Here is a 23999-nt window from a genome sequence, read left to right on the forward strand (position 1 = left end):
GAAACAAGTACAAGAAAAGGAGAGGTCTCACAAAAGCGAGTAAATGGCTAAAAGCTCTCGCTCGCAGGGAGCCTCATCTATTTGTACACTGGACAATGGGGATATTCTATATGGCTGGATAATGGGAGCCGGATGAATCGAGAGGTTCAAGTCCGGTTCTGAGAGAGCCTGGGGGTGAAATCCCCCTGGGCTACTCACCGAGCGAGGATCTGTTCTTCGTTCTTGGCCAAGATCAAAACCAAGATCTAGATCCTGGCCAGAAGCACGCCAAGATGACGTGAAGGGAGAGTCCCCTGCCCCAAAATCAAGTTGTATCATCCGGTATATATCCCCGCACTGTCATCCCGTTGAGCCTGCCCCAATATGCTTCTGTTTGGGGGTACTGATCGGGATCCCGTATTTGAGAACCGCTGATCGCTGCAAAGAGCCGAGAAAGAGCATTTACGAGAGTTCGCTGCGCTCACGAGAAGACGAGAGCACCGTCTCGCCCTGTCTCCTTATCTCGTGGCCCTTTACGAAGAACTTTGACACAAAGTGTCGAAGAATCGTTTTTTCCAGCATACAGCCTTCAGCGTTTCTTATCCAAGCGGCTCTTTTAGCCCGACGAAGTCGGAACTGGCCTTTGCGAAGCAAAGACTGGCCACCGAAGTGCCTGGCCTGCACAGCGGACCGACCGCTTTTTGCCTTCTGCCTTGCGCCTGTGAGAGGGCTTCCCCTCTTCGGGCGAACGGCCGTTCGCCCCTACAAGAAGAATATAATTTTGAATGAGATGACAGATAAAGAAGATCGGCCTGTGTTAGCGGACTGGCTTTGAGGATCTTTCCCCGCGAAGCGAGCCTTGCGTCCTGGCGTGGTCTTCGGCGCATTGCGTCTAGAATTCTGTTGTAGACTCACTTCTGCTTCGGATTTTTCGAAGGACGGGTCCAGGGTCTTGGACTAAGGACCAAGGACGGTCTTTTCTTAGCACAACGAGATGTGAGATTAATTGAATTTCCTACCAATGTCATCCCGTAGTGCTCCCATACGGGATCTCGCATCTAAGATTCGCTTTTCGCTCGTCGCTGAACTCTGGCGAGAGCTGTCAGCTGATGAAGGCCAAGGAACCGTTCCCCGTTTAAGAGAAGAACCCAGATCCCGGATCGCTGTCCGGGATGACAGAGTGATGGATATCCGTTAAGTCATGATCGGCATGACTACTCACAAAGAATGAAAGCATCTGGTAATCTTGAAGAACACAACAATCCGTCATGAACTTGATTCAGCATCGCGCTCTTCAAAACGCGGTTCTGATAACCCGCTCCTAGTTACCCGAATTTCGTAACCCGATCCCATCAACCCGCTCTTCTCACCCGCTCTTTTTTCCCCTGCAAAGGGTGACTGGCCTGAGAACTTCACAAAGATTTCATTTGCATGGAAAATCGAAATAGTTTATACTATACCCGGGAGGGGTAAAATGAATGAATTGACTTCTGCGGCAACGGGAACTCTAGGTTTATCACCAATGATCAGTCCAATCGTAACAACCAGTGTCACTTACGGCAGCGCGTTTCTAGGGGGACTGCTTTCTTTCTTCTCTCCTTGTATCCTTCCATTGATTCCGGTCTTCTTCGGAGTGTTGATGGGTGGCGCGAGCAATGCGAAGGCTCGTTTTATAAGGGGAGCGTTTTTCACCCTGGGAATGTCTATTTTCTTCTTCATACTTGGAATCGGAGCAACGGGGCTTGGGACGTTTATCAGGCAGAATGTAGTCATGATGAACATCATTTCTGGAAGTCTCTTCATTCTCTTCGCATTCCTCTATCTCTTTGAAATAGGCCTCAAGGGAGTGAATTTGAACGTTTGGAAGTTTGGTGGTTCGGCTGTAAGCGGTTTTGTCTTGGGGGCAGTACTCGGTCTCGTGTGGGTACCCTGTGCCGGTCCTATACTCGGATCGATTCTCGTTCTGGCAGCCAATCAATCCGCAATTGGCGAGGGCGGTCTTATGTTGTTAGTCTATTCGCTCGGCCTAAGCATACCTTTCCTTACGCTCAGCGGTCTTGTGGCAAAACTGACTTCTAATATCTCATTTGGCGGTGAGAGCAAATGGAGGAAGGCTGTCAAGGTGGCGGTCTTTGTTGTTTTACTTGCGGCGGGACTTCTAACTATGACAGGAAACCTAAACTTACTACAGTTCTCAACTGGAGGTTGATTTAATGAAAAAGATAATCTTTGTGCTTATCCTGGTTCTACCCGCTATGGCTTTCTCTTATTCCGGAATGCTGGACGATTTCGATACTGCTCTAAAACTTGCTCAGATCGAAGACAAAGAGGCCATAGTCATGTTCTCTGACACCAGCTGTGTCTACTGCGTCAAGTTTGTGAAGGAGACGCTTTCAGACGAAACTGTTCAAGATTTGCTGAGAGCGGGCTTTGTATTTTCTCAAATTTACAAAAGCAATCCCGGAACGGCTTCTTACATGGTTGGAGAGGGATTGAAGGGAATGACATATAATGACCTTTACGCCTACTTCCAGATTAGGGGAACGCCGACACTATGGTTCTTCACGACTGAAGGAGCTCTCCTGACATATTTGCCGGGCTTTGTCCCCGCAAAAGATTTCGTTCCGATACTCCGCTTCATTGGAGAGAAGGCATATGAGTCGACAACTTTCGACGTTTTCCGCAGCAAGACTTCAGATTACATAGGTAATGCAAAGATAGTGCGGGTAACTGAAGAAGAGTACAACTATGTCCTGGAGAACGATCCCATCGCGCTTGAATATGAAGGTCAAGACGTTGACATATATACTGTATGGTTAACAAGGGACGAGTCAACGGCCGAGGAGCTTCTGGAAGAGGGAGTTTTTAGGGTTATTCTACTGAACTGAAATAATCGAGTGCGATCAAAAGGAACTCATCGTAAGCCTTCTTGTCGAGCAGGCACATCTTAATTAGCTTCAGAGAAGTGGATTTATTTTCGGATAGATGATCGCCAACGGCCCTTAGAAATTGATTTGCGCAAATAGATACCGGAACCCCGAAAATCCCTGTAGAAATTGCCGGAGTGGCGAGCGTAACGGCTTCCATTTCGGCAGCTTTTTTTAGTACGTGTGCAAACGAAGAGTAGAGCTTTTCTTCGAGATTGAGCTCACCATATTGTGGGCCGAATACGTGGATTATCTTCTTTGCATGAAGAGAGCCGGCTCCTGTAACGGCCACCTCGCCAATTTCCAGAGGGCCGTTCTCGCGAACATAGGCGTCGCTCTCAAGCTGTATCTCTTTTCCACCAGCCCTTACAAGCGCTCCGGCTACGCCTCCCCCATGCCTCAAATAACCGTTCGCCGCATTGACAATGACGTCAACTTCCTGTTCAGTAATATCCGAAATCTCAAGCTGAACGACTCGTCCCTCTTCGAGAATGAAACTCTTCATTTTTCCTCCGGGTAATTCTTCATGCCCTTCCATAACGATCTAAGTCTTTGAAGAACGAGTTTCTCTTTGCCGCTTTCTCCTGGAACATAAAAGACTTCCTCCTTTATTGATTCGGGCAGGTAGAACTCCCTTGAAAAGCCTCCCGAGCTGTGAGGATAGTTGTAGCCTTTGCTGTATCCCATTTCCTTCATCACTTTCGTTACGGCATTGCGCAATTTCAACGGAACTTCCAGGTTGGGAGTCTTCTTTACGCTTTCCTGTGCCTTTGACATTGCGCTGTAGGTTCTGTTGCTTTTTGTGGCCACCGAAAGATAGATCGCGGCCTCTGAAAGATTAAGTTTGCACTCCGGCAAGCCAACATTGTTCACGGCTTCAAAGGCAGCATTGGCAACAACCAGCGCCATCGGATCTGACAGGCCGATATCCTCAGAAGAGAAGATGACCATCCTCCTTGCTATGAATTTTGGATCCTCTCCGCCCTCAAGCATTCTTAACATGTAATAAAGAGCCGCATCGGGATCGCTCCCTCTCATGCTCTTTATGAATGCAGAGATCAAGTCATAATGTTCCTCTCCCTTCTTCGTGTACCTTCCCGATGGGAGTACAGAGAGTTCATTCATGACTTCCAAATCAAGGACGGGTCTGTCTAGTGCCGCGGCGCTTTCTACGAGAGTATCTAGTAGGTTCAGTGCTATTCTGGCGTCGCCTCCGCTGCTCTGAGAAATCACATCGATCACGTCTTCGTTGACCTTTACACATGACTCTCTCAGAAGACTGTCCTTCACCATTGCCTTTCTGAGAAGATTGGCAATATCCTCTTGCTTTAGATTTTTCAAAATAACAAGTCTGCAGCGCGAGAGAAGAGCGGGATTGACCTCGAAACTGGGATTCTCCGTTGTGGCGCCGATAAGGATTATAAGACCCTTCTCGGTCACTGGAAGGAAGACATCCTGCTGACTTTTGTTCAGCCGATGAATTTCGTCGACGAAAAGCACGAGTTGTTGGCCGACCCTCTTCAGTCTCTCTCCATGTTCGAAATGCTTCTTCAAATCGCCCGTTCCTTGAAGACTGGCACTGAAGAATTCAAAATGGTATCGGTTTCCAAGCTTCGATTTGATGATTTCGCCTATCGTCGTCTTTCCTGTTCCAGGAGGACCATATAGAATCATAGAAAACAGCTTGCCACTCTCAACTGCTCCGCGAATAATCCCCTTGTTTCCAGTTAAGTGCTCCTGACCTACAACGTCATCAAACTCTCTTGGCCTAAGCCTCTCACTGAGAGGAGACCAGTTCGTTTCTGAAATACTCAATTGTTCTCTCAAGCCCCTTTTCCAGGTTCACAGAAGCCTCCCAATCCAGCAAGGATCTTGCTTTTTCTGCATCAAGGATCGATTTCTTCAGATCACCTGGCCGGGATTCTTTGTGAACCGCTTCTTTAGAATAACCTGTTAGATTCTTCATTTTCGCGAACAATTCATTTACCGACGTTCCTGTTCCCGTTCCAACGTTCACGATTTCATTTTCGCATTTCTCGAGTGCCAGAAGATTCGCCTTAGCGACGTCACTAACGAATACATAGTCTCTTACGCATTCCCCATCCCCGAAGATAACAACCTCTTGACCGCGAAGCATCCTCTCCGAGAAGATCGCGACAACGCCTGCCTCTCCGTAAGGGTCCTGTCGCGGGCCGTAGACATTGGCGTATCTGAGGACCATATACTTCATACCGATTTCGTTGGAGAAGAATCTAAGGTAGTTTTCAACTGAGAATTTTGCGATACCGTACGGAGAAAGTGGTTTGGGAAGCTCTTGTTCGTCGGTTGGAATCTTCTTGACGTCGTCGCCGTAGATCGCGCCACCCGTAGATGAAAAGATAACCTTCTTGATTCCGTATTTTGCCGCGATTTTCAGAAGCCTCAGCGAGCCAATAATATTTATCATCGCATCTTCTTCGGGTTCTCTAACCGATTTGGAGACGCTTATCTGAGCGGCCAGATGGAAGAGAGCGGTCGGTTTATGGAGCATGAAGACTCTTTCCATCATTTCGACGTCTGTTATGTCCTGTTCATAGAAGAGCGCTCGAGGATCTAAGTTCTCAATCTTTCCACTCGATAGATTGTCCACAACGATGGGTATCTTTCCAGCTGAAATCAAGTGGTCTACAACGTGTGATCCGATGAATCCTGCTCCTCCAGTAACCAAATAGTTTTCGGCCATGCTTTCCTCCTATATGTTGATTTCCTTTCCTGCGAGCAGCTGATCGTACATCTTTCTGACTTTCTGAATGTCTTCCCAGGTCAAGCTCTTCGGTGAACCCGGCGCCCTTGAAGCATTCCTAAGAAGATAGCTGGGATGGAACATTGCAAAGACCTTTACTCCTCCGATCCAGTCGAAGAGCTGTCCTCTCACTTTGGTGATTTGGATTCCGTCCTGAGCCACGAAATATGATAGTGCTGTCGCGCCCAATGCGACAATGACCTTTGGCTTAATTACTGCCAGCTGAGAGAGTAGATACGCTGAGCATGCCCTCTGTTCATCGGTCGTCGGCACTCTATTCTTTGGAGGCCTGCACTTCACAATATTGGTGATAAATACATCTTGCCTCGAAAGCCCAACGGATTCCAGTATCCTCGTAAGCAGTTCGCCGGCCCTTCCCACAAAAGGTTTGCCGGAAGCGTCTTCGTCTGCCCCCGGTCCTTCGCCCACAAACACTACAGGTGTTTCGATCGAGCCTTCTCCAGGGACCGTGTTGGTTCTCGAGGAGCTAAGCGGGCAGAGATTGCAATCACTTATCTTAGAGTTGAGCTCCAGAAGAAGCTCCTTTCTCTTTACGTAGTCAGTCAACAGTTCTCACCTCAGAATCTGAATCTGAAGAACGGAGCGCCTTTATAAAGGCCGATCACGAAATACCTATCCTTCAGTTCCTTAATATAGTATTTCAAAGCAATTGTCTCAACAGTATCCTGGATCGTGTTGACTTCACTTCCGAAGTTAAGTCTCAGTACTACTTCCAGGGCCATACAGTGCAGATCGAAGTACATCGGTGAAATCTTCGAGGTTGATTCATCCCACTGAGAAATATCTCCGGCATAAGTCCCAATCTCGACGAAACTTCTTCTTCCGCTTCCGTCTATTCCAAGAGAGAGCCTGTTGAGAACTCCTGGAGTATCAGAGAGCGAGCCCATCGGGAAGAAAAGTTCGTTAACGTGCATTGTGAAGTAGTAATCCTCAGCCATACGGAGTTCCATAGAGAGTCCAAACTCCTCGAACTTCGCCGTTCTACCCCCAAGCACAGTTTTATTATCGAGTTTGACGTTAGATATGCCAAAGGAGTATGCAGAATACCCGGTTTCAGACGCCGTTGAGGTCGCGACAAAGTACTCACCGACTGAGAGAGTTGAAATCGTCAGCCGTGTCGACTGCCATATCAGGAATCTAGCCTGAGACTCTGACTTAGTGAAGTACTTTTCGGGATACTTGTACTTTGAATCAAACTTCGTGAAATCCGTCGTGAAGTCCAGTGAAGCGGCCCTCCAGGAGACTACTCCCACCGAGAGATCATTGACCTCAAACTTCAATCTGTCGTATATCTTTCTTGAGCCTGAAAGATAAGGATATCTGAACTTCACTCCAAGCGAGGCGAAATCTTTGATCTTGATAGAGGAACCAAAGACCAGATCCTTTAGCATTCTTTCATCTTCAGCAACATTGGGTGAGGCATCGAACGTCCAGTCGAGAGTGAATTCAAGTTTTGTTTCGTTAGCGATTTCGAGGGTCAATCTCTCCTTGTTTACGAAATCGTCGAATTTATCCCCGCTCTGCCAGTACACTTTGCTCTCGGTCTGGTGAGAGAAAACCTCTGAATCAAAAGTGAGGGTGTAGGACGTCTCGGATGCTTTGGAAGTAACAGGCATGAAGATTGTCTCAGTCTTCTGGCCAAACTTCATTCCCCAGAACTCTACCTCTCCTTCTGTTTTCAGAAGTCCCTTACCGAGCCAGTTCATCTCAGTGGGACTGGCAACCAGCTCTTCGTAATCCAGTTCAAGAATATAATCAGCCTTAAGGATTTCAGTTTCAATACCGGTCAAAAGCTTTCCGGGATGATCGAGACGCCATTCTTGGTTTATAAAATCGTACGTAAGAACGGGATTGTACTGTATTCCGATGTAGTACCAGTCAAAAGGTCTGAAGGTCAGTTCATTCTTTAGAGTTACGGGAATCTCGTTCTTCGTGAGTTTCCAGGCTTCATCTGAGTCATAGAAGAAGGCCATTTCGTAGGCGGGTTCCAGAACAACGCCGAGCGAAAGTGGCCCCCACTCTCCTTTGTACAATTCTATATCCTTGTAAACGCGCAGTTTCTTTCCCTCTACCTTGAAGGAACCGTCGTACCTCGATTCAAAATAGAACTTCAATTCAATCGAAACAAATCCATCATAAAGAATGTCGAAGGGATCAATCCAGAACAACCTATCTTTATTCTTCTCGTGTTCAGAGTTGTAGTCCAGCGCGTATCTGCTGTTGATTTTCAGTTTGCCGTCTTCCGAGGCAAAAGTAAGATAGTTGCGGCCTATACCTTTGTTATCGGCAGGCATCGTTATGTTTAGCTCAGTCGTCGATGCGTCGAATGTGCTCTTGATATCTCCGCCTATCTTCAGATTACCGAGAGCAAGAAGGTATTTGTTGACCTCGAGCACGAAGTCCTCCATATTTGAAGGCATGAAAAGCTCCGTGATAGTTGCCGCATTTGAAGCCAAAGTGAAGTTCAACGACTGAACCGACATATCGGCGCCGAACAAGACACCTTCCGTCTTGACGGCAGAGGCTTTGGTCCTCAACGAGTAGAGAATATTCGGATTTATATATCTCTGACCGAAGAGTCCGTTGACCCTGAACTCCGATGTGCTCAACTTGAAGAAGCCTGCATCGATACTATCATCAGACGGTACAGTCAGGTTCTGCAGGTTGACCATCCACAGGTTCTTGTCATCGTACCTGGCGAATGCGCCGATTACATCGAGCTCCAGTTCCCAATCCTCAGGAGAGAGAAGCTGAACGTACGCAAGCTGCATCTCGGTGGCATTTAATGACTCCTTCACGGCGAATGGGTCAAGCTGAGTAACCTTGTTCTTCACAATACTCTCCCCAAGGTTTATTCCACTGAAGGGAGTCTGGAGCTCTTTCAGCGAGGGGCCGGTCAGATATAGTGCACCGCCCTGAATTCTTAGCAATTCAAAAACAGGCTTGAGCAGCACATATGCGCCGTAGCTCGTTTCCTTCTGCTGTCCGAACTGCCCAAACAACTCTATATCTCCCAAAGGAGTGTAGAGAACAGACTTTGCGGTAAAGGCGTCTTCGGTTGACATCCAGTTTCTGTACCAAGTCCCCTGAAGTAGCAGCCAGTCGAGTTCGAGATACCTAACCGTGATCCTTGTCTCGGCATCGGCTATACCGCTCAGGTCAACATCAAACGGTCTTCTATCGGGATCATCTAATGGGAAGTAATAGGCCGGCAGATAGAAAACCGGGACGTTGCCGATATACATCAACAAGTTCTGAACGGACATGCCCTTTCCCGGCACCACAACGGCCGATGAGACTCTGAAGCGATAATGCGGATGTTCCTGGTCGCAAGTCGTTACATACCCCTCGCTCATGTTCATTGTCGGCGATGCTTCTATCGTAGACTGTACATAGTCTCCGTAGACATAGAGTGGAACCTTGGAGCCAGTCTTCGATGTGTCGCCTCTTGCCGCAGGGACTTCAATTTCCGTTCGCGAAAAAACCTGTATACTTTCGACTCGTTCATTGGTAAGATCTAGAATCAGTCTATCCGAAAGAATAGTGGTCTCGTCGCTCAACATCTTCACGTTTCCCCAGAAGGAGATCGATTCGGGAGTCGAATCGACGTTAAGAATTGAGGCATTGGAAGCTTCAATCGTGGCGGTCATTGTGTCGCTGACATATTCGACAGTAACACCGTCACCAAGAAGTATTTCCCTTCCGTTCTTCGTTCCTACGATTGTACCTCCAACGATCCTTATATCCGACCCCTGAAGCAGACCGGGAACCAGCAGTATCAATAAAATTGCCGATACTTTGAGTATTCTAGTGAAAAACTCCGACAGTCTGTAGCTTGCCTTTGTATCTATAAGCGAGTAAATCACTACGCCAAGGATAGAGAAGACGATGTTTGGTATCCAGGGCGCCAGAGAAGGGTTGATTAGGTTTTCCTTTCCCATGCCGCTGAGCCAGGCTCCAGAACCCTGATATATGACTACTAGAAGAAAAGTCAGTATCACGGACCAGGATTTCGACTGAAGATTGAACATCAGCGAAACAGGTACTCCAAGAAGAACTATGACAAGCGGAGCTATCGACATCGAATACTTTTCTTGAAGAGCAACTTCAAGAGATGAAGTATTTATACCTGTCTTCTTGAAGGCCTGTATGTCTTCTCTCAACTCGGCGCTAGTCTTCTCCTTAGGTGACTTGAAACTTGCAAGATAGCGCTCGATATCATCGTCAATCTCAAACTCTGCCGTATCGAACTGCATCTCCACACCGAGAAATCCGGAAGCATCCGTCTGGTAGATCTTCGCGTTGCTGAGTATCCACTTGTTTGATGAGATAACTGCACTTTCTGCCGTGGTCAACGTTACCTGGCCTCTCGACATTTCATAAATCGAGACGGTTTTTAGTTCCTTTGTTTTCTGATCTATTCTTCTAACGTAGATCATTCTTCCCTGGCTGTCTTGCATGAAGACGTTTTCCTTGAGGGTTACTTCGGGCTGTTTATAAACAAACCTTGCCATCGCTTCGCTAGCCTTAGTGGAGGCCGTGGGAACAAGATAGTCGTTCAACAGGTAAGCGAATCCGCTGAAAACCACTCCTATCAGCAAGAAGGGTATTACCAGTCGCTTAAGAGAGATCCCGTGCGTCTGAAGAGCAATCAGTTCGTTATCGGAACGCATTCTCGAGAGCACCCAGAAAATTGCGAGCAGAATTCCAACGGGAATTCCAAGAACTATGAACTCAGGAAGGTTGTAGTAGATTAAGAGGAAGAGCTTGTCGATTCCGACCTTATACCTGATAATCAAATCCGAGAGGTAGTAAAGCAACTCCAGACTAACAAAAATTATAAACCCTGCAAGACCCACAAAAATCGCACCTAATGCCTGAGCTCCTATGTACTTCAAAAGAGTCTTCAAGAAGAATCACCTCTCGCCATTCTGGGTTCCGAAATCGACAGGCTGAAAGTTATCGTTTACACATCTATAATATCTACCAGTATCAATATATACAGCAGCTTCCATCAGTTCTGTAGATAGATCGGCGATTTCTTCGAGAGCACTGAAAATCATCATAAGGTCAAGCGCTCTGCTGATTATCGAAGGCGACTCCTCGCAGTATTTGACGAGATCTACCTTCACCTCTTCCTGGATCCTGTCAACAAAGTCATCGTTCTTGCATAGCCTGACTGCCTCAGACAGAGAAGGATCGACTAGATTGTCGATCGCGCCCTTCGCCATTATCGACACCAATTCAAACATAGTCTTTAGCTTCTCGTGATAACCGATCGGCGGCCTCTTCGTCAGTGAGAGACTTCTCTCGCAAATGAAGACACACTTGTCGCCTATCCGTTCAAGCGTGCTCACAATGTTCATCGAGAGGGTAAGAAGCCTCAGCTCTTTGCCAGTCGGAGTCAATATACCCGTAAGCCCAATTATCATCGCCTGCAACTCCACCTGATGATAGTCTATGACAGAGTCCGAATAGATCACGTCTCTTGCCTGGTGTTCATTTCTCTCGAGAACTGCTACGGCTGTCTTGTTGAATATGCTCTGCACATATCTGGCCATTCTGAGGATCTCGATCCTCAAGTTGCCGATTCTTTCGAGGCCGACTTTAGATATCATCTCGTAGACGCCCCCCAAATGCCAGCTTTTTCTTCAGCAGAGCGACGAAGTCGAAGCTCCCTTCACGCAGAAGAGAAACGCTCTTCTCTGAAAGGCCGACTTCGATCCTGTCCCCTGTCCTGATTTTAGATATGAGACTACCATCTATGTAGGCTTCAAGAGGGAAGCCTTTGTCTTGTCTCACTTCCAATTTGACTTTTCTTGTCGCCGCAAGAACTACCGATCCAACAAAAGGGTTGTGAGGGCAAATAGGTGTAACTTGAAAGCAGCTCGCATCGGGATCGACAAGGGCTCCACCCGCTGCCATTGCATAGGCAGTTGAACCGGTATTTGTCGCGAAGATTACTCCATCGCCGACAACCGAATAACTGCTCTGTCCACAAATGTTGATGTTGAAAGAGACAGTTCTGCTCGGTGAAGAACGTTCAACAACGCAGTCGTTGAGCGCATATCTAGTAGCATTTCCGATCTTGATCTCCATCACATTTCTCCTGATACTCTGTAGTCTGTCTTCAAGTAAGAGATCGAGCACCGTATGAAGCATGCTAAGCTCAAAGGCAGCCAGAAAGCCCACACTTCCCACCCTGAAACTCATTACAGGGAGATCATTCATGATTGCCATCGGTATTGCCTTCAGGACGGTTCCGTCTCCTCCGAAGGTGAGGATAACCTCGGCCTCTAGCGGCAAACACGAGATTCCGTCCTCACAAAGCGAAGTCTCTATGCCATGAGATTCGATTTCCTTTGAAAGCCAATCTAACGTCTCGGAAGAAATTCTTGTCTTGTTGTAGAAAACTGCTGCCTTCATAACTCTCACCCCGTAATTACTAAGAAACGACTGCGAAAATCGTTAAATAATGATAAACGCTCTTCCGAACTGCAAAGGCCTGGGAACTCAATAGACCAGTCGGAACTCTCACTCCTTCGGTTCCTACAAGAGGAGGCATCCATTCTATTCCTCTGCCTCGTCTCTCTGGTCGACGTAGTTCCACAGTTCGGAGGTCTTCCCCTTTAGAGGAAGTCCCAGGTGCCGGTATGCCTTTTCGGTGACCATCCTGCCCCGATTTGTCCGGACCAGGAAGCCGCTCTGAAGCAAGAAAGGCTCGTAAACTTCACTGATTGTTTCAGGTTCGATTCCAATTGAGGCTGCAATAGCCTTTACACCTGCCGGTCCCCCATTATAGCTCTCAATCAGGACCCCGAGCAACCTCTTATCCATTGAATCAAGGCCTTCTTCGTCTATGGAGAGCAATGTCATTGCCGACTCGACGGTATTCACAGTAATTTCGTTTTCACCCTCAACAGTTACTATATCCCGTACCCGTCTAAGCAATCTATTGGCTATCCTGGGAGTACCACGCGACCTTCTTGCAAGTAAAAGGGCTGCATCCTCCCTTATCGAAGTTCCTAAAAGAGTGGCCGATCTGATGATTATCTGTTTCAAGTCTTTGTCGGGGTAGAACTCCATCTCGAGTATCATTCCGAAACGATTCCTCAATGGAGCACCTATGAAGCCGCTTCGCGTTGTGGCTCCGACGAGTGTAAAGGGATTCAAATCTAGACGGATCGATCTCGCGCTAGGACCCTTCCCGATCATTATGTCCAGTTGAAAGTCCTCCATCGCCGAGTAGAGAATCTCTTCAACGCTTCTGTTCAACCTGTGGATCTCATCTATGAAAAGTACATCGTCGCGCTCTAGTCCCGTCAAGATGGCTGCCAAATCACCCTGCTTCTCAATTACCGGCCCCGAGGTGACATAGATCTCGCTCCCAAGTTCATTTGCAATGATGTGGGCGAGTGTCGTCTTCCCCAGTCCGGGAGGCCCGGCAAGCAGAACATGATCAAGTGCCTCATGACGCACCCTGGCCGCTTCGATGGCAATTCGCAATCTTCGCCTTATCTGGGACTGACCGATATACTCCTTAAGATTCTTGGGTCTCAGGCTCTTAATTGAGTTATCTTCCCGTACCTCGCCCGGAGTAAGAAAACGTTCCTCTTCCATAAGACCTCCTACGGATGAATCCTATACAGCGTTCTTGCGAAGGGAATAGCCTCTCTAATGTGCTCGAGACCGGCAATCCAGGCTACGATTCTTTCAATTCCCATTCCAAAACCGCTATGGGGAACAGAACCGTAATCGCGTAGTTCGAGATACCAGTCATAGGATGAAACATCCAGACCGTATTCCTCGATTCTCTTAATCAGCAAATCTCTATCATGAATTCTCTCAGAGGCTCCGATTATCTCTCCATAGCCTTCAGGGGCCAGCATGTCGTCGCAAAGAACAACATCTGGTCTTTCGGGATCGGGCTGCATGTAGAAGGCCTTCATCATTCTCGGATAGCGCTCTACAACGACCGGCTTGTCGAATTCATTTGCAATCGCAGTTTCTTCATCCCCGCCGATGTCTTCTCCCCAGTTTATCTCGAATCCCTTCTTTTGAAGAAGTCTCACTGCTTCGTCATAAGTAATCCTTGGAAAGGGAGTCTCGATCTCCTCCAGTTTTGATGTATCTCTTCCGATTGATTTGAGATCTTCTCCGGCTCTCTCGAGGGTCGTTTTAACTACGTAAGCAACGAGGTCTTCCTGCAGCTTGATATTGTCGTCGTGGCCGTAATAAGCAACTTCGGCTTCGTTCATCCAGAACTCTATAAGGTGTCTTCGCGTCTTCGATTTCTCCGCCCTGAAAGTGGGGCCAAGGTTGTAGACCTTTCCAAGAGCCATAGCTGCAGCTTCAAGATAGAGCTGCCCCGTCTGTGCGAGATAGGCCTTTCCATAATCGAAGTAGTCGATTTCAAAGGTATTTCCCGCGCTCTCCCCAATAGAACCGGTGAAGATAGGTGTATCGACGAGGATGAAGCCGCGGTCATTGTAGAACTCTCTGACGGCTCGAATAATCTCGTGGCGAATCCTCAAGACATGCGTCTGCCGCTGGGTTCTTAGCCATAAGTGTCTGTTGTCCATAAGGAAGTCGATTGAATGATCGGGTTTGTTGATTGGGAAGTCTTTCTCTGGAATCTGAACTATCTCGAGATCCTCCACCAGCAACTCGACACCACCCGGTGCCCTCACCTCTGCCTTCACAAGTCCGGTAACTATCAGACTCGACTCCATCTTCAAAGAGGCGGCTGCCTGAAACACGCTTGCAGGGACGCTTGACTTCTCAACGATCGCCTGAACGAAGCCCGAACCATCTCTGAGAAAGAGAAACTGAATCTTTCCACTCGATCTCTTTCTCCTGATCCAACCCCTAATCTGAACACGCTCATCTATTAGTTTTCCAAGTGAAGAAATTTCTGCGACTTTCATCAAGCACCTCCAGCAAGAACTCGTCAGCTTCAATTATAGCAAAAACCCGGGGCTAAACCCCGGGTCAATCATTACGATAGCTCTTCTACTATATTATGCCTGAGTCAATAAGAACCCAGATAGAAATACCAAGCGCAGCAAGCGAACTTACTGTAGAGAGTATCAACCAGGGTGAAGTCTTCTTCTGGAGAGCTTCAACGTCCTGTTTTGTGGCAGCATCGATTGTCGCGCTGTTTATCTCGGCAACTCTGTCAGAGAGATTGACGATCACAGGCTGAGTCTCAAGGTCACTGATCCTGAGGTATCTCTCAAGGTTGACCACCGTGGTGTTTAGTCTTGATTCCAGTGAATCCGTTCTCGTCTTAAGCGCTTTGATTTCGCTTTCATTCTTGCCGAGCTGCGTATTCACCGTATCCATTCCAAGCGAAATCCTGGAAAGACTTGCTTCGACTGAGACATTGAGCATATCCATGCTTTCGTTCATTCGAGCCTCAAGATCGGCAAGACTTGCCTGATTCGCAGTGAAATCCTTTGCTTGCTGGTCTGTGAGAGCGTTGAACTTTGAATTAAGTGCGTTCAGATCGCTCCTGAGCGAAGAGACAGTGCTCACAGAGGACTTTAGAGAAGCGAGCTCGTTCTCATGAATAGTAACAATCTCGTTTATTGCATTGATGCTTCTCTGCAGATTCCCAATGTCACCCTTGATGATCCCCGTTTCAGAAGAGAAATCATTCCTGAGGTTCTCGATGTCCTTTGTGAGTACTTCATTGCTGTTCTTGACTTTAGCAAGTTCATCTACGCCCGCGTAAAGGTTAAGGTTAGCCTTCAGATCAGTCCTCGTGACGTAATTCTGCAAATCGCCGATCTTCGCGTAGTCCGAAGCAATCGTGTTCACTCTCGCCGAAAGCTCATCGAGCTTGCTGGTCGCTTCTGAAGGGAGCTTCACATTTGCAATCTGGTTCTCTAGAGAAGCTATCTTATTCTGAAGATCTCTTACACTCAAGATGTCGCCGGAAATTGTTGCCATTGACTCTTTAATTGACGCGATCTCCATAGCGTTGGTAGAAGCTCTGTTTGTTATTGTACTGAGCTTTGCATCATAGTCGCTGAGAGAGTTGGAAAGTGACCTAACAGTGGAGTCCAGAGTAGAGATCGCTCTTTCATTTGAAGAGAGAGAGCTCTGTATAGTACTGATGTTCCCACTCAGCGTGTCGACTCTCCTGACTGCGTCGTTGACTTTCGATTCCATAACGGAAAGATTCGACATGTTGTTCTGCACATTCTGGATGTCGCCAGCAAGAGTGTCGAGTTTCTTTGTCGTGAACGAAAGATCTTCGACGAATTTCATAATCTGCTGTCGAAGAGACTCTACGGTGCTCTGAGATACGCTTCCGTTCGTCGAAATGCCAAGTGAAGCGATTCTGTTTTCCAGAGCCGTTATTCTCAGTTGAAGATCCATGGTATCGATCAATCTTCCGGTGGAATCGGTCAACGCAAGTTCGAGAGCCTCAAGTCGCGACATTAGCGTTCCGTCTACCGCGCCGACCTGAGGTACGGTTCCCTGCATCGCGAAATTCAATTCAACGTAATCCAGAGTTTTCTTGAGCATGACAGCTGTTTGATATCTTGTCAGCGGATCGTTACCATTAAAGTAAGTTCTGCCATCAGCCTGTACAATTCCCGACAAAATACCCAGGTCAGATAGTTTCATCACCGCATCATACGCCCAGTGATTTGAACTGACGTCAACATAGTTGACGGCAGCTACCGCTGAAGTGAATGCCAGACCGAAAATAAGCAGTGAGGCAAGTAAAAGTTTCATTTTCAATTTCTACACCTCCCCGAAGGAAATATTCTAAATGATTCTACCACAAATCGGGATTCCATCCTAGAAATTGACGTGGTAATATTATCTCTGTGGGAGGTGTTGGAGTTGAAGAAGAGAACGCACACATGTGGCGAATTGAGGGCTTCCGACACGGGCAAGACAGTAACTTTGAACGGCTGGGTTGACCGTATAAGAGATCTTGGTGGAATCAAGTTCGTTCAGGTTAGAGATAGATATGGTATAACGCAGGTCGTCTTTGATCCTCAAGACGAGGTGCTTTACAGCCATGCCCTAAAGCTAGGAAACGAGTTTTGCATCACGGTAACTGGATCGGTAAGAGGGAGACCTGACGACGCGATAAATCGGAAACTTCCCACGGGAGAGATCGAGATTCTCTCTTCTGAAATGGAGCTTCTCTCGGACGCCGAAGTGCCGCCGATTTACATAAATATTGACGAAGAGTCTTCCGAGGAGATGCATCTTCGTTACAGGTACCTGGATCTCAGGCGCCCTAAAATGCAGCGAAACATGCTGACGCGGCACAGATTCGTTCAGGCCGTGAGGGAATACTTGAACAAGAACGGGTTTGTCGATGTTGAAACGCCGATTCTCGGCAAATCCACTCCCGAAGGAGCAAGAGACTTTTTGGTTCCCTCTCGTCTGAAGCCCGGAAAGTTCTACGCTCTTCCCCAATCACCTCAGATTTTCAAACAACTGCTTATGGTCTCCGGCTTTGACAGATACTATCAAATTGCGAAGTGTTTCAGGGATGAAGACTTTCGAGCGGACAGACAGCCGGAGTTCACTCAGATAGATGTTGAGATGTCCTTTGCAGACGAAGAAGACGTCTTTTCGATGGCAGAGGGCTTGATGAAGCATGCCTTTCATGAAGCGGCCTCTGCTGAGATAAAACCCCCCTTCAAGCGTTTCACTTACGAAGAGGTAATCGACCTTTACGGGAGCGACAAACCAGATACGAGATACGGAATGGAAATCAAAGATATTAGCGATTTGTTCAAGGGAACGACTTTCAAAGTTATCGGTGACGCAATCAATAGAGAGGAAAGAATAAAGGGATTTCTCGTGAAAGGGAAGGCAGAAAGATTCTCCCGCAAGAAACTGGACGAGTACACCGTCTTTGCTAAAGAAAGTGGATTGGGCGGTCTTATGTGGGCGAAGGTGGAGAACGATGGATTGAAATCATCGGTTTTGAAGCACTGTCCCACCGAGCTTGCGCAAGTGAGCTCTTTGCTGAAGGCGGAAGAAGGAGACCTCATCCTCTTTAGTATTGGAGAAAGTGCTGCACTCTCGAAGGCCCTTGGCCAGATTAGGGGAAAGATCATCCGAGAGGAAGAGTTCGAAGTCGAAGGTTTCGATTTTCTTTGGGTGACTGATTTCCCGATGTTCTCCTACAACTCGGAGGAAGGGCGGATTGAGGCCGAACATCACCCCTTCACCATGCCTGACCTCGAAGATCTCGAAAAGTACGCAGAAACTGATCCGCTAAGAGTTAGATCCAAGGCTTATGATCTGGTTCTCAACGGATACGAAGTTGCCAGCGGATCTGTGAGAATACACAGAAGAGACATTCAGAGCAGGGTCTTCGATCTCATAGGTCTTACGCGTGAAGAGGCAATGGAGAAGTTCGGTTATCTTCTTGAGGCTTTCAAATTTGGCCCGCCCCCGCATGCCGGGATCGCTCCAGGTCTGGACAGGATCGTTGCGATAATAGTCGGCGCTCAGTCGATAAGAGAGGTTATTGCTTTCCCAAAGGTGGCCAGTGGCGCAGACTTGATGACATCTGCCCCCTCCGAGGTTTCCCGCAAGCAACTGGATCTTCTAAAGCTCCAGGTTAGAGATGCGGGGGATCAAAATTGAGGATTGCGATTGACGGACCTGCCGGATCGGGCAAATCAACCGTCGCGAGATTAGTCGCTTCAAGTCTTGATTTCGTATATATCGACACCGGTGCAATGTATCGGGCGCTTGCTTTGAAGGCAAAGAGAGCCAATGTGAGTTTTTCGGATCGCAAGTCAATGGCCGACCTAATGAGCCATACTTACTTCTCGCTTTCTGATTCAGGAATCACACTCGATGGAAATCCCCTGGGAGAAGAGATAAGGACCAGAGAGGTATCTCTTCTCTCTTCGGACATTGCCAAATATTCTTATGTGAGAGACTTTCTTACGGAGCAACAGAGAAATCTTTCAAAACAAGGAAACGTAGTTATGGAGGGCCGTGACATCGGAACTGTTGTCATTCCGGAAGCGGAGCTGAAGATATTTCTTACGGCCTCCGCGAGAGAAAGGGCAAGGAGAAGACTTGCTCAGCTGAATGCGAGCGGCGTCGAAGCAGATTTTGAGGAGATTCTCGCAGAGATCGAAAGAAGGGATCACAACGACTCGACTAGATCCGTTGCTCCTCTAAAGGCTGCTTCCGATGCTATAGTGCTTGACACGACGAACCTTAGCGTAGATGAAGTTGTATCCGCGATCGTTTCCCTTGCCGAGAGACGACAGAGAGTCCGGCTTGCAAGGTCAGTCGGCTTCTGCTACGGGGTGGACAGGGCCGTAAGCGAAACGATAAAGCTTCTTAAATCCGGCAAGAAGGTCTACGCGACTGGGGAGATCGTCCATAATGAAAAGGTAATGAACGATCTGAAGGAACTGGGCCTGGAAGTGATTGAAGATAGCCTTCTCTCTGAAAGGCATGAGGGAGTCGTGATAATCAGAGCACACGGAATCGACCCTGCATCTGAAGAGAAATTACGGCGTGTTTTCGTTGAAGTGATAGACCTGACTTGTCCTATAGTGTACAATGTATTTAGCCTGGCAGTCGATCTCGAGCAGCAAGGCAACTTTGTTTTGGTATACGGGAAGAAAAATCACCCCGAAGTCACGGCTCTTTCGGGTAGACTGAAGGACTATTTGATAGTGGAGCCCGGAGAAGACTACGACTCGATATTGAAAAAGCTAGAGGGCAAAGAACGCGTTGCTATCGTTTCTCAGACAACGATGAGTAGCGTCGATTTTGATAGCTTCGCTTCGTTTGTGCAGTCCAGACTTGGAGAAAGGGTGACCGTGTACAATACGATCTGTAAAGTCACTATACAGAGAGAATCTGAAGCGGAGCGACTGGCAAGAATTTCCGACACGGTTATAGTGATCGGTGGAAGAAACAGCTCTAATACAAAGAAACTCGTTAAGATAGTTGAAAGACTAGGTAAGAAGGCACTTCACGTGACAGATTTGAAGGATCTTCCTCGAGGCGATATGGGGAAGGTTGCTCTGATTAGCGGCACATCAACTCCGTACGAACAAATCCAGAAGATACTGGATTACATAGACAATAATAGGGAGGTAACCGACAATGGAAGAGAAAATGAATCGGCAAGATGAAAACCTGAGCATGGAGGAGATATTTGAACAGATGGATGTTTCCTCAGTAAGGAAAGGAAGTAGAAAGGATGCAGAGGTTTTCTCCGTCCAGCCAGACGGCTTGATGGTGATAATGGACGGGAAGCTCGATGGGTTCGTTCCCTTGGACCAGCTGGTAAATGATATTGAAGAGTACAACGTTGGAGATAAGATAGAGGTCATGGTCATAAAGACCAACGAAGAGGAAGGCAGAAGTACGGTCTCTGAGAAAAGAGTACACGCTAGACAGGCAGTTAGCAAGGTGGAAAAGGCTTACAGAGAAGGCAAAGCGATAGACGGAAAGATTGTTTCCGAGACGAACGCAGGATACAACGTAAGGTTGGTTAAGAGTGTCCCGGCCTTTCTTCCCGGCTCCGAATCTGGAATTCGAAAGGGCGACCCCGCACCTGAAGGAACTCTGAAGTTCAAAGTCATAAGATTCAAGAGGCAGAGAAACGGCATCAATGTGGTTGTTTCGCTTCGCGCATTCCAGGAAGAGGCAATTAAGGCTTACTTCCAGACTATTGAGGTCGGTCAGGAACTTGAAGGAACGGTCGAGTCGATAAAGAACTTTGGAGCTTTCGTCAAACTGAACGACAACGTGACCGCGCTGATTCCTGCCTCGGAAATGAGCTGGGATGCGAGTGTAAGAATAAGTGATCTTCTCAAGCCCGGTCAGACAGTGAAGACAAAGGTCATAGGCATAGATGAAAAAGAAAAGAAGATATCGCTGTCTCTGAAACAGATGAGCGAGGATCCTTGGTCGACACTCAGCGAGAGGTACGAGGTCGATTCGACTGTCGTTGGCACTGTGAAGAATATTGCGCCGTTTGGCTTCTTCGTCTCACTAGAGCCTGGAGTGGAGGGTCTTGTCCACATCTCGGAGGTCTTCTGGGGAAATGTAAAGAAGGATCTGAAGAGCGTTGTAGAAGTTGGAGACGAAGTGAAGGTAACCATCAAGGAGATAAACGAAGAGAAGAGAACGCTTTCTCTCTCATACAGAGAAGCGATGGGCGATCCCTGGGAAAGCATTGAAGACAAATACAAGGAAGGTGACATCCTGAAGGCCAAGACGGCGAAGGTCCTTCCCACTGGCGTTATTCTCGAGCTGGAAGAGTATGTCTCTGGCTTTGTGCCGGTCTCGGAAGTCTCGTGGAACTTCGTAGACAGGATAGAAGATGTGGTAAAAGAAGGCGACGAAATAGATACCAAGATACTTTCCATAGACAGGATAAACAGAAGAATGAGACTGAGTATCAAACAGGCCACTTCCGATCCCTGGGAAAAGGTTTCCGAAGAGCTTTCTGTTGGTGATCACGTTACCGGCACTGTCACCAGACTGACGAAGTCCGGCGCGATAATAATGATCGATTCCTACGGAGTAGAGGCATTTCTACCAGTTTCTCAGGTCTCTCTGGAGAGAACCGAAAACATCGAAGACTCAGTAAAAGTAGGCAGGCACGATCAATTCAAAATAATCAGACTGGTATACGATCCCGATAACGACACGAGAAACATGGTTGTTTCGATAAGGCAGCTAATAAAAGACAAAGAAGCAGCCGAGACCGAAAAGGTCCTAAAGGATCTAAACGAAAATGGAAGCAGAACCGTCAACTCCAACAGCCTCGGAGAAATGATCAAGAATCAGCTTGAGGAAGAAGGAGAAAGCCTCTAGTGGCCACCGTCCTTATTATTGGACGACCAAATGTAGGAAAGTCAACTCTATTCAATAGACTTGTAGGTGGCAGGAGAGCCATAGTAGATGATATTCCCGGTGTAACACGTGATTTCACTGTGGGAAGAGTCGACTGGCAGCAGCGCACCTTTCAGCTTGTCGATACATGCGGGCTTTTTGAGAATCCGGAAAACATAGTTGAAGAGAAGATGAAAGAGGTCACCCTCGAGCTTTTGAGCGAGGGTGACCTTATTCTTTTTGTGGTGGACGGAAGAAACGGCCTCACAAGCGCAGATCTGGAACTGGCAGACTACTTGAGAAAACAGCGTTTGCAGATTGTCTTTGTTGCCAACAAGGTTGAGAATCTCGATTCCTTCTACTCCAGTGTTGGGAATGAGATCTTTTCACTCGGTTTCGGTGACCCCATAAAAGTCTCTTCTGCTCACGGTCTGAACATCGACATACTATTGGACAAGATCTTTGATCGTCTGGTCGCTCTAGGTCATTCGGTTGAAACAGAAGAAATTGATGAATCTGCACTGAAAATCTCGATTGTTGGAAAACCCAACGCGGGAAAGTCCTCTATCTTCAACTGGATTGTAGGGAGTCCTAGAAGTCTTGTAACGGAAGTTTCCGGCACAACGCGCGATACAGTTGATGAAACGGTGGTGATTGATGATATACCCATTACCTTTATTGACACCGCGGGCATAAGAAAGAAGTCTAAAGTCAAGGTAATGAACGTAGAATACTACAGCGTAATGAGAGCCATAGATGCGCTTGAAAGATCGGACATCATCATTATGGTAATAGATTCTGCCGATGGAATAGGCAATCAGGATCAGCGTATCGCAGGCCTTGCTGAAAAGAATGGAAAGGCGACTATCGCGGTCTTCAACAAGTGCGACCTAGTCGATGGCAGAAGGAAAAAGGCGCTGTCGAGGACCTTCAAACAAGACCTGTACTTCATAGATTATAGCCCAGTTGTCTTCGCCTCGACTTTAACTGGTGAAGGTATGGATGAACTGCTGGACAACATAATGCTGGTAACCAAGAAGATAGATCTCAGGATACCTACCGGTCTCCTCAATACGCTTTTGCAGAGATACTCTGAGGGAACCCCGGCACCGGGGAAGGGCAAGAAACGCGGGAAAATCTACTACGGAGCTCAAATTGCCAGCCGACCTCCAATAATAATGCTGAATGTAAATGATCCTGCGCTCTTCACAGAGCCTTATCTGCGAGGAATCAGAAATTCTATTCGACTGAATTTCGATCCATTCGACGGAACTCCAATCTTCTTGAAACTCAGGAGGAAGAGATGAGGTACGTACTATTCGCACTCATAGGATACATAATGGGTTCTATACCCTTCAGTTTCATCATTCCGCTAGTTCGTGGAGTGAACATAACGAAAGTAGGAAGCGGCAACGTCGGTGGAACGAATGTATTGAGAAGCATGGGTGGCTACGCGGGAGCCGTTGCTATGATCCTTGACGGTCTCAAGGCCTTCATTCCAGTAATAATCGCCCGGGCTGTCTTCGGAGTCTCTCTTGCTGAGGGAATGATGATCGGTTTTTTCGCTGCTGTCGGTCATAGCTACTCAATCTTCTTGAAATTCAAGGGCGGCAAGGCAGTGGCCTGTACAGTCGGAACGCTTTCCGGAACTCTGCCCTGGTACGTCGCCATCTTCTTTGGAATCTGGATTCCTATAGTCCTAGTAACGCAGTACGTTTCCTTGGCATCGGTACTTGCTCTTGCGATTCTTTCAGGCGTTCTCTTCTTGACTGAAGGCTATGCAGTTGGTCTATGGATGCTAGCCTTCTTCGGTTTTTCTCTTTACAGACACAGGAAGAACGTCGCTGCGCTGTTAAGGGGTGAGGAGAGAAAGACCGATCTCATCGCCGCCTTCAGAAGAAAACACAATGAAATGCAAGATCGTTAGGCAGTTACCTAGGCTAGTCTGGGAGAGCATTACATCTTCGCCAGTCTCACTACGGACCCCAGTCCTTGCTTCGCAAAGCCCAGTTCCGACTTCGTCGTGCAAGAAAATCCCTTAGGCAGTTATGAAAGATTGCTGATCGTTGTTCAAAAGAGCTGTTCCAACTAATAGTCGTCCTAACGCCGTCATCCCGGTCTGGAACCGGGATCTGGTCTTGAAAAGCCCTAGGTAGCAGGAATGCGTGGCGGTTGGCAAGGAAAGAAAGCCTTCGTTTGAGAGCGGGAATCTGTTCTTCGTTCTTGGTAAGGTCAAGAACCAAGAGCGAGATACCTAATCACGGTCTGGCATGACAGAAAGTAGGGTTCTCACAATCCCGCAACAAAACCACGATCAGCTAGCGGCTCTTCCCCAAGACACTGGCGCGTAAGTGCCAGCAGACAACGTTGTCCGTCCAAGAAAAAGAATTTGTTCTTCGTTCCAGTGTGCCAAGAAGGCGAAGAAG

General features: G+C 47.6%; 17 protein-coding genes. 7 read left to right on the plus strand and 10 right to left on the minus strand.

Annotated features, from left to right (window positions below; translation table 11 throughout):
- Positions 1 to 1453: 1453 nt before the first annotated feature.
- Both B3K42_RS08515 and B3K42_RS08520 read left to right on the plus strand, forming a co-directional pair.
- Entirely contained in the window at positions 1454 to 2188 is a 735-nt protein-coding gene (locus B3K42_RS08515) for a cytochrome c biogenesis CcdA family protein (RefSeq protein ID WP_292598267.1), read from the plus strand.
- 4 nt (positions 2189 to 2192) lie between these two features.
- Positions 2193 to 2867, plus strand: a complete 675-nt coding sequence (locus tag B3K42_RS08520) for a thioredoxin fold domain-containing protein (protein WP_292598269.1) — start codon at positions 2193 to 2195, stop codon at positions 2865 to 2867.
- On the opposite strand, the gene B3K42_RS08525 is transcribed toward B3K42_RS08520, so the two are convergent.
- From B3K42_RS08525 to B3K42_RS08570, 10 genes are all read right to left on the minus strand, one after another.
- Positions 2851 to 3411 carry a macro domain-containing protein gene (locus tag B3K42_RS08525; RefSeq protein ID WP_292598271.1) on the minus strand — a complete coding sequence of 187 codons (561 nt, stop codon included), beginning with the start codon at positions 3409 to 3411 and terminating at the stop codon, positions 2851 to 2853. The two genes, B3K42_RS08520 and B3K42_RS08525, sit on opposite strands and share 17 nt — an antisense overlap.
- Complete coding sequence (locus B3K42_RS08530; protein WP_292598273.1) at positions 3408 to 4721, minus strand: replication-associated recombination protein A; 1314 nt, start codon at positions 4719 to 4721, stop codon at positions 3408 to 3410. The genes B3K42_RS08525 and B3K42_RS08530 overlap by 4 nt, the downstream gene beginning before the upstream one ends.
- Positions 4684 to 5628: an NAD-dependent epimerase/dehydratase family protein gene (locus tag B3K42_RS08535; RefSeq protein WP_292598275.1), complete on the minus strand. Its 945-nt coding sequence runs from the start codon at positions 5626 to 5628 to the stop codon at positions 4684 to 4686. Before B3K42_RS08535 ends, B3K42_RS08530 begins: the two co-directional genes overlap by 38 nt.
- A gap of 9 nt (positions 5629 to 5637) precedes the next feature.
- Positions 5638 to 6255, minus strand: coding sequence for a uracil-DNA glycosylase (locus B3K42_RS08540; RefSeq protein ID WP_292598276.1), 618 nt, complete (start codon positions 6253 to 6255; stop codon positions 5638 to 5640).
- A gap of 11 nt (positions 6256 to 6266) precedes the next feature.
- Positions 6267 to 10619, minus strand: a complete 4353-nt coding sequence (locus tag B3K42_RS08545) for a YjgP/YjgQ family permease (RefSeq protein ID WP_292598278.1) — start codon at positions 10617 to 10619, stop codon at positions 6267 to 6269.
- Between the two features lie 6 nt (positions 10620 to 10625).
- Positions 10626 to 11327: a phosphate signaling complex PhoU family protein gene (locus tag B3K42_RS08550; protein WP_292598280.1), complete on the minus strand. Its 702-nt coding sequence runs from the start codon at positions 11325 to 11327 to the stop codon at positions 10626 to 10628.
- Positions 11317 to 12135, minus strand: coding sequence for an NAD(+)/NADH kinase (locus B3K42_RS08555; RefSeq protein ID WP_292598282.1), 819 nt, complete (start codon positions 12133 to 12135; stop codon positions 11317 to 11319). Before B3K42_RS08555 ends, B3K42_RS08550 begins: the two co-directional genes overlap by 11 nt.
- Before the next feature lie 144 nt (positions 12136 to 12279).
- Entirely contained in the window at positions 12280 to 13329 is a 1050-nt protein-coding gene (gene ruvB, locus B3K42_RS08560) for a Holliday junction branch migration DNA helicase RuvB (protein WP_292598283.1), read from the minus strand.
- A gap of 8 nt (positions 13330 to 13337) precedes the next feature.
- Complete coding sequence (gene asnS / locus B3K42_RS08565) at positions 13338 to 14636, minus strand: asparagine--tRNA ligase (protein WP_292598285.1); 1299 nt, start codon at positions 14634 to 14636, stop codon at positions 13338 to 13340.
- Positions 14637 to 14724: 88 nt separating this feature from the next.
- Entirely contained in the window at positions 14725 to 16458 is a 1734-nt protein-coding gene (locus tag B3K42_RS08570) for an S-layer homology domain-containing protein (protein ID WP_292598297.1), read from the minus strand.
- Positions 16459 to 16569: 111 nt separating this feature from the next.
- Here B3K42_RS08570 and aspS point away from each other — a divergent pair, with 111 nt between their 5' ends.
- Genes aspS through plsY form a run of 5 tightly spaced genes read left to right on the plus strand, consistent with a single transcriptional unit; the run spans position 16570 to position 23500 of the window.
- Positions 16570 to 18342, plus strand: a complete 1773-nt coding sequence (aspS, locus tag B3K42_RS08575; RefSeq protein ID WP_292598287.1) for an aspartate--tRNA ligase — start codon at positions 16570 to 16572, stop codon at positions 18340 to 18342.
- On the plus strand, positions 18339 to 19862 hold the full coding sequence (gene cmk, locus B3K42_RS08580; RefSeq protein ID WP_292598289.1) for a (d)CMP kinase: 1524 nt from the start codon (positions 18339 to 18341) through the stop codon (positions 19860 to 19862). Before aspS ends, cmk begins: the two co-directional genes overlap by 4 nt.
- Positions 19834 to 21555, plus strand: coding sequence for a S1 RNA-binding domain-containing protein (locus tag B3K42_RS08585; protein WP_292598291.1), 1722 nt, complete (start codon positions 19834 to 19836; stop codon positions 21553 to 21555). The genes cmk and B3K42_RS08585 overlap by 29 nt, the downstream gene beginning before the upstream one ends.
- Positions 21555 to 22880, plus strand: a complete 1326-nt coding sequence (gene der, locus B3K42_RS08590) for a ribosome biogenesis GTPase Der (RefSeq protein ID WP_292598293.1) — start codon at positions 21555 to 21557, stop codon at positions 22878 to 22880. The genes B3K42_RS08585 and der overlap by 1 nt, the downstream gene beginning before the upstream one ends.
- Positions 22877 to 23500 (plus strand): glycerol-3-phosphate 1-O-acyltransferase PlsY, encoded by a 624-nt coding sequence (plsY, locus tag B3K42_RS08595; RefSeq protein WP_292598295.1) that lies wholly within the window; start codon positions 22877 to 22879, stop codon positions 23498 to 23500. The genes der and plsY overlap by 4 nt, the downstream gene beginning before the upstream one ends.
- The last annotated feature ends 499 nt before the right edge of the window (positions 23501 to 23999 follow it).

Origin of the sequence: Mesotoga sp. UBA6090, assembly GCF_002435945.1 — a bacterium.
Taxonomy (GTDB): domain Bacteria; phylum Thermotogota; class Thermotogae; order Petrotogales; family Kosmotogaceae; genus Mesotoga.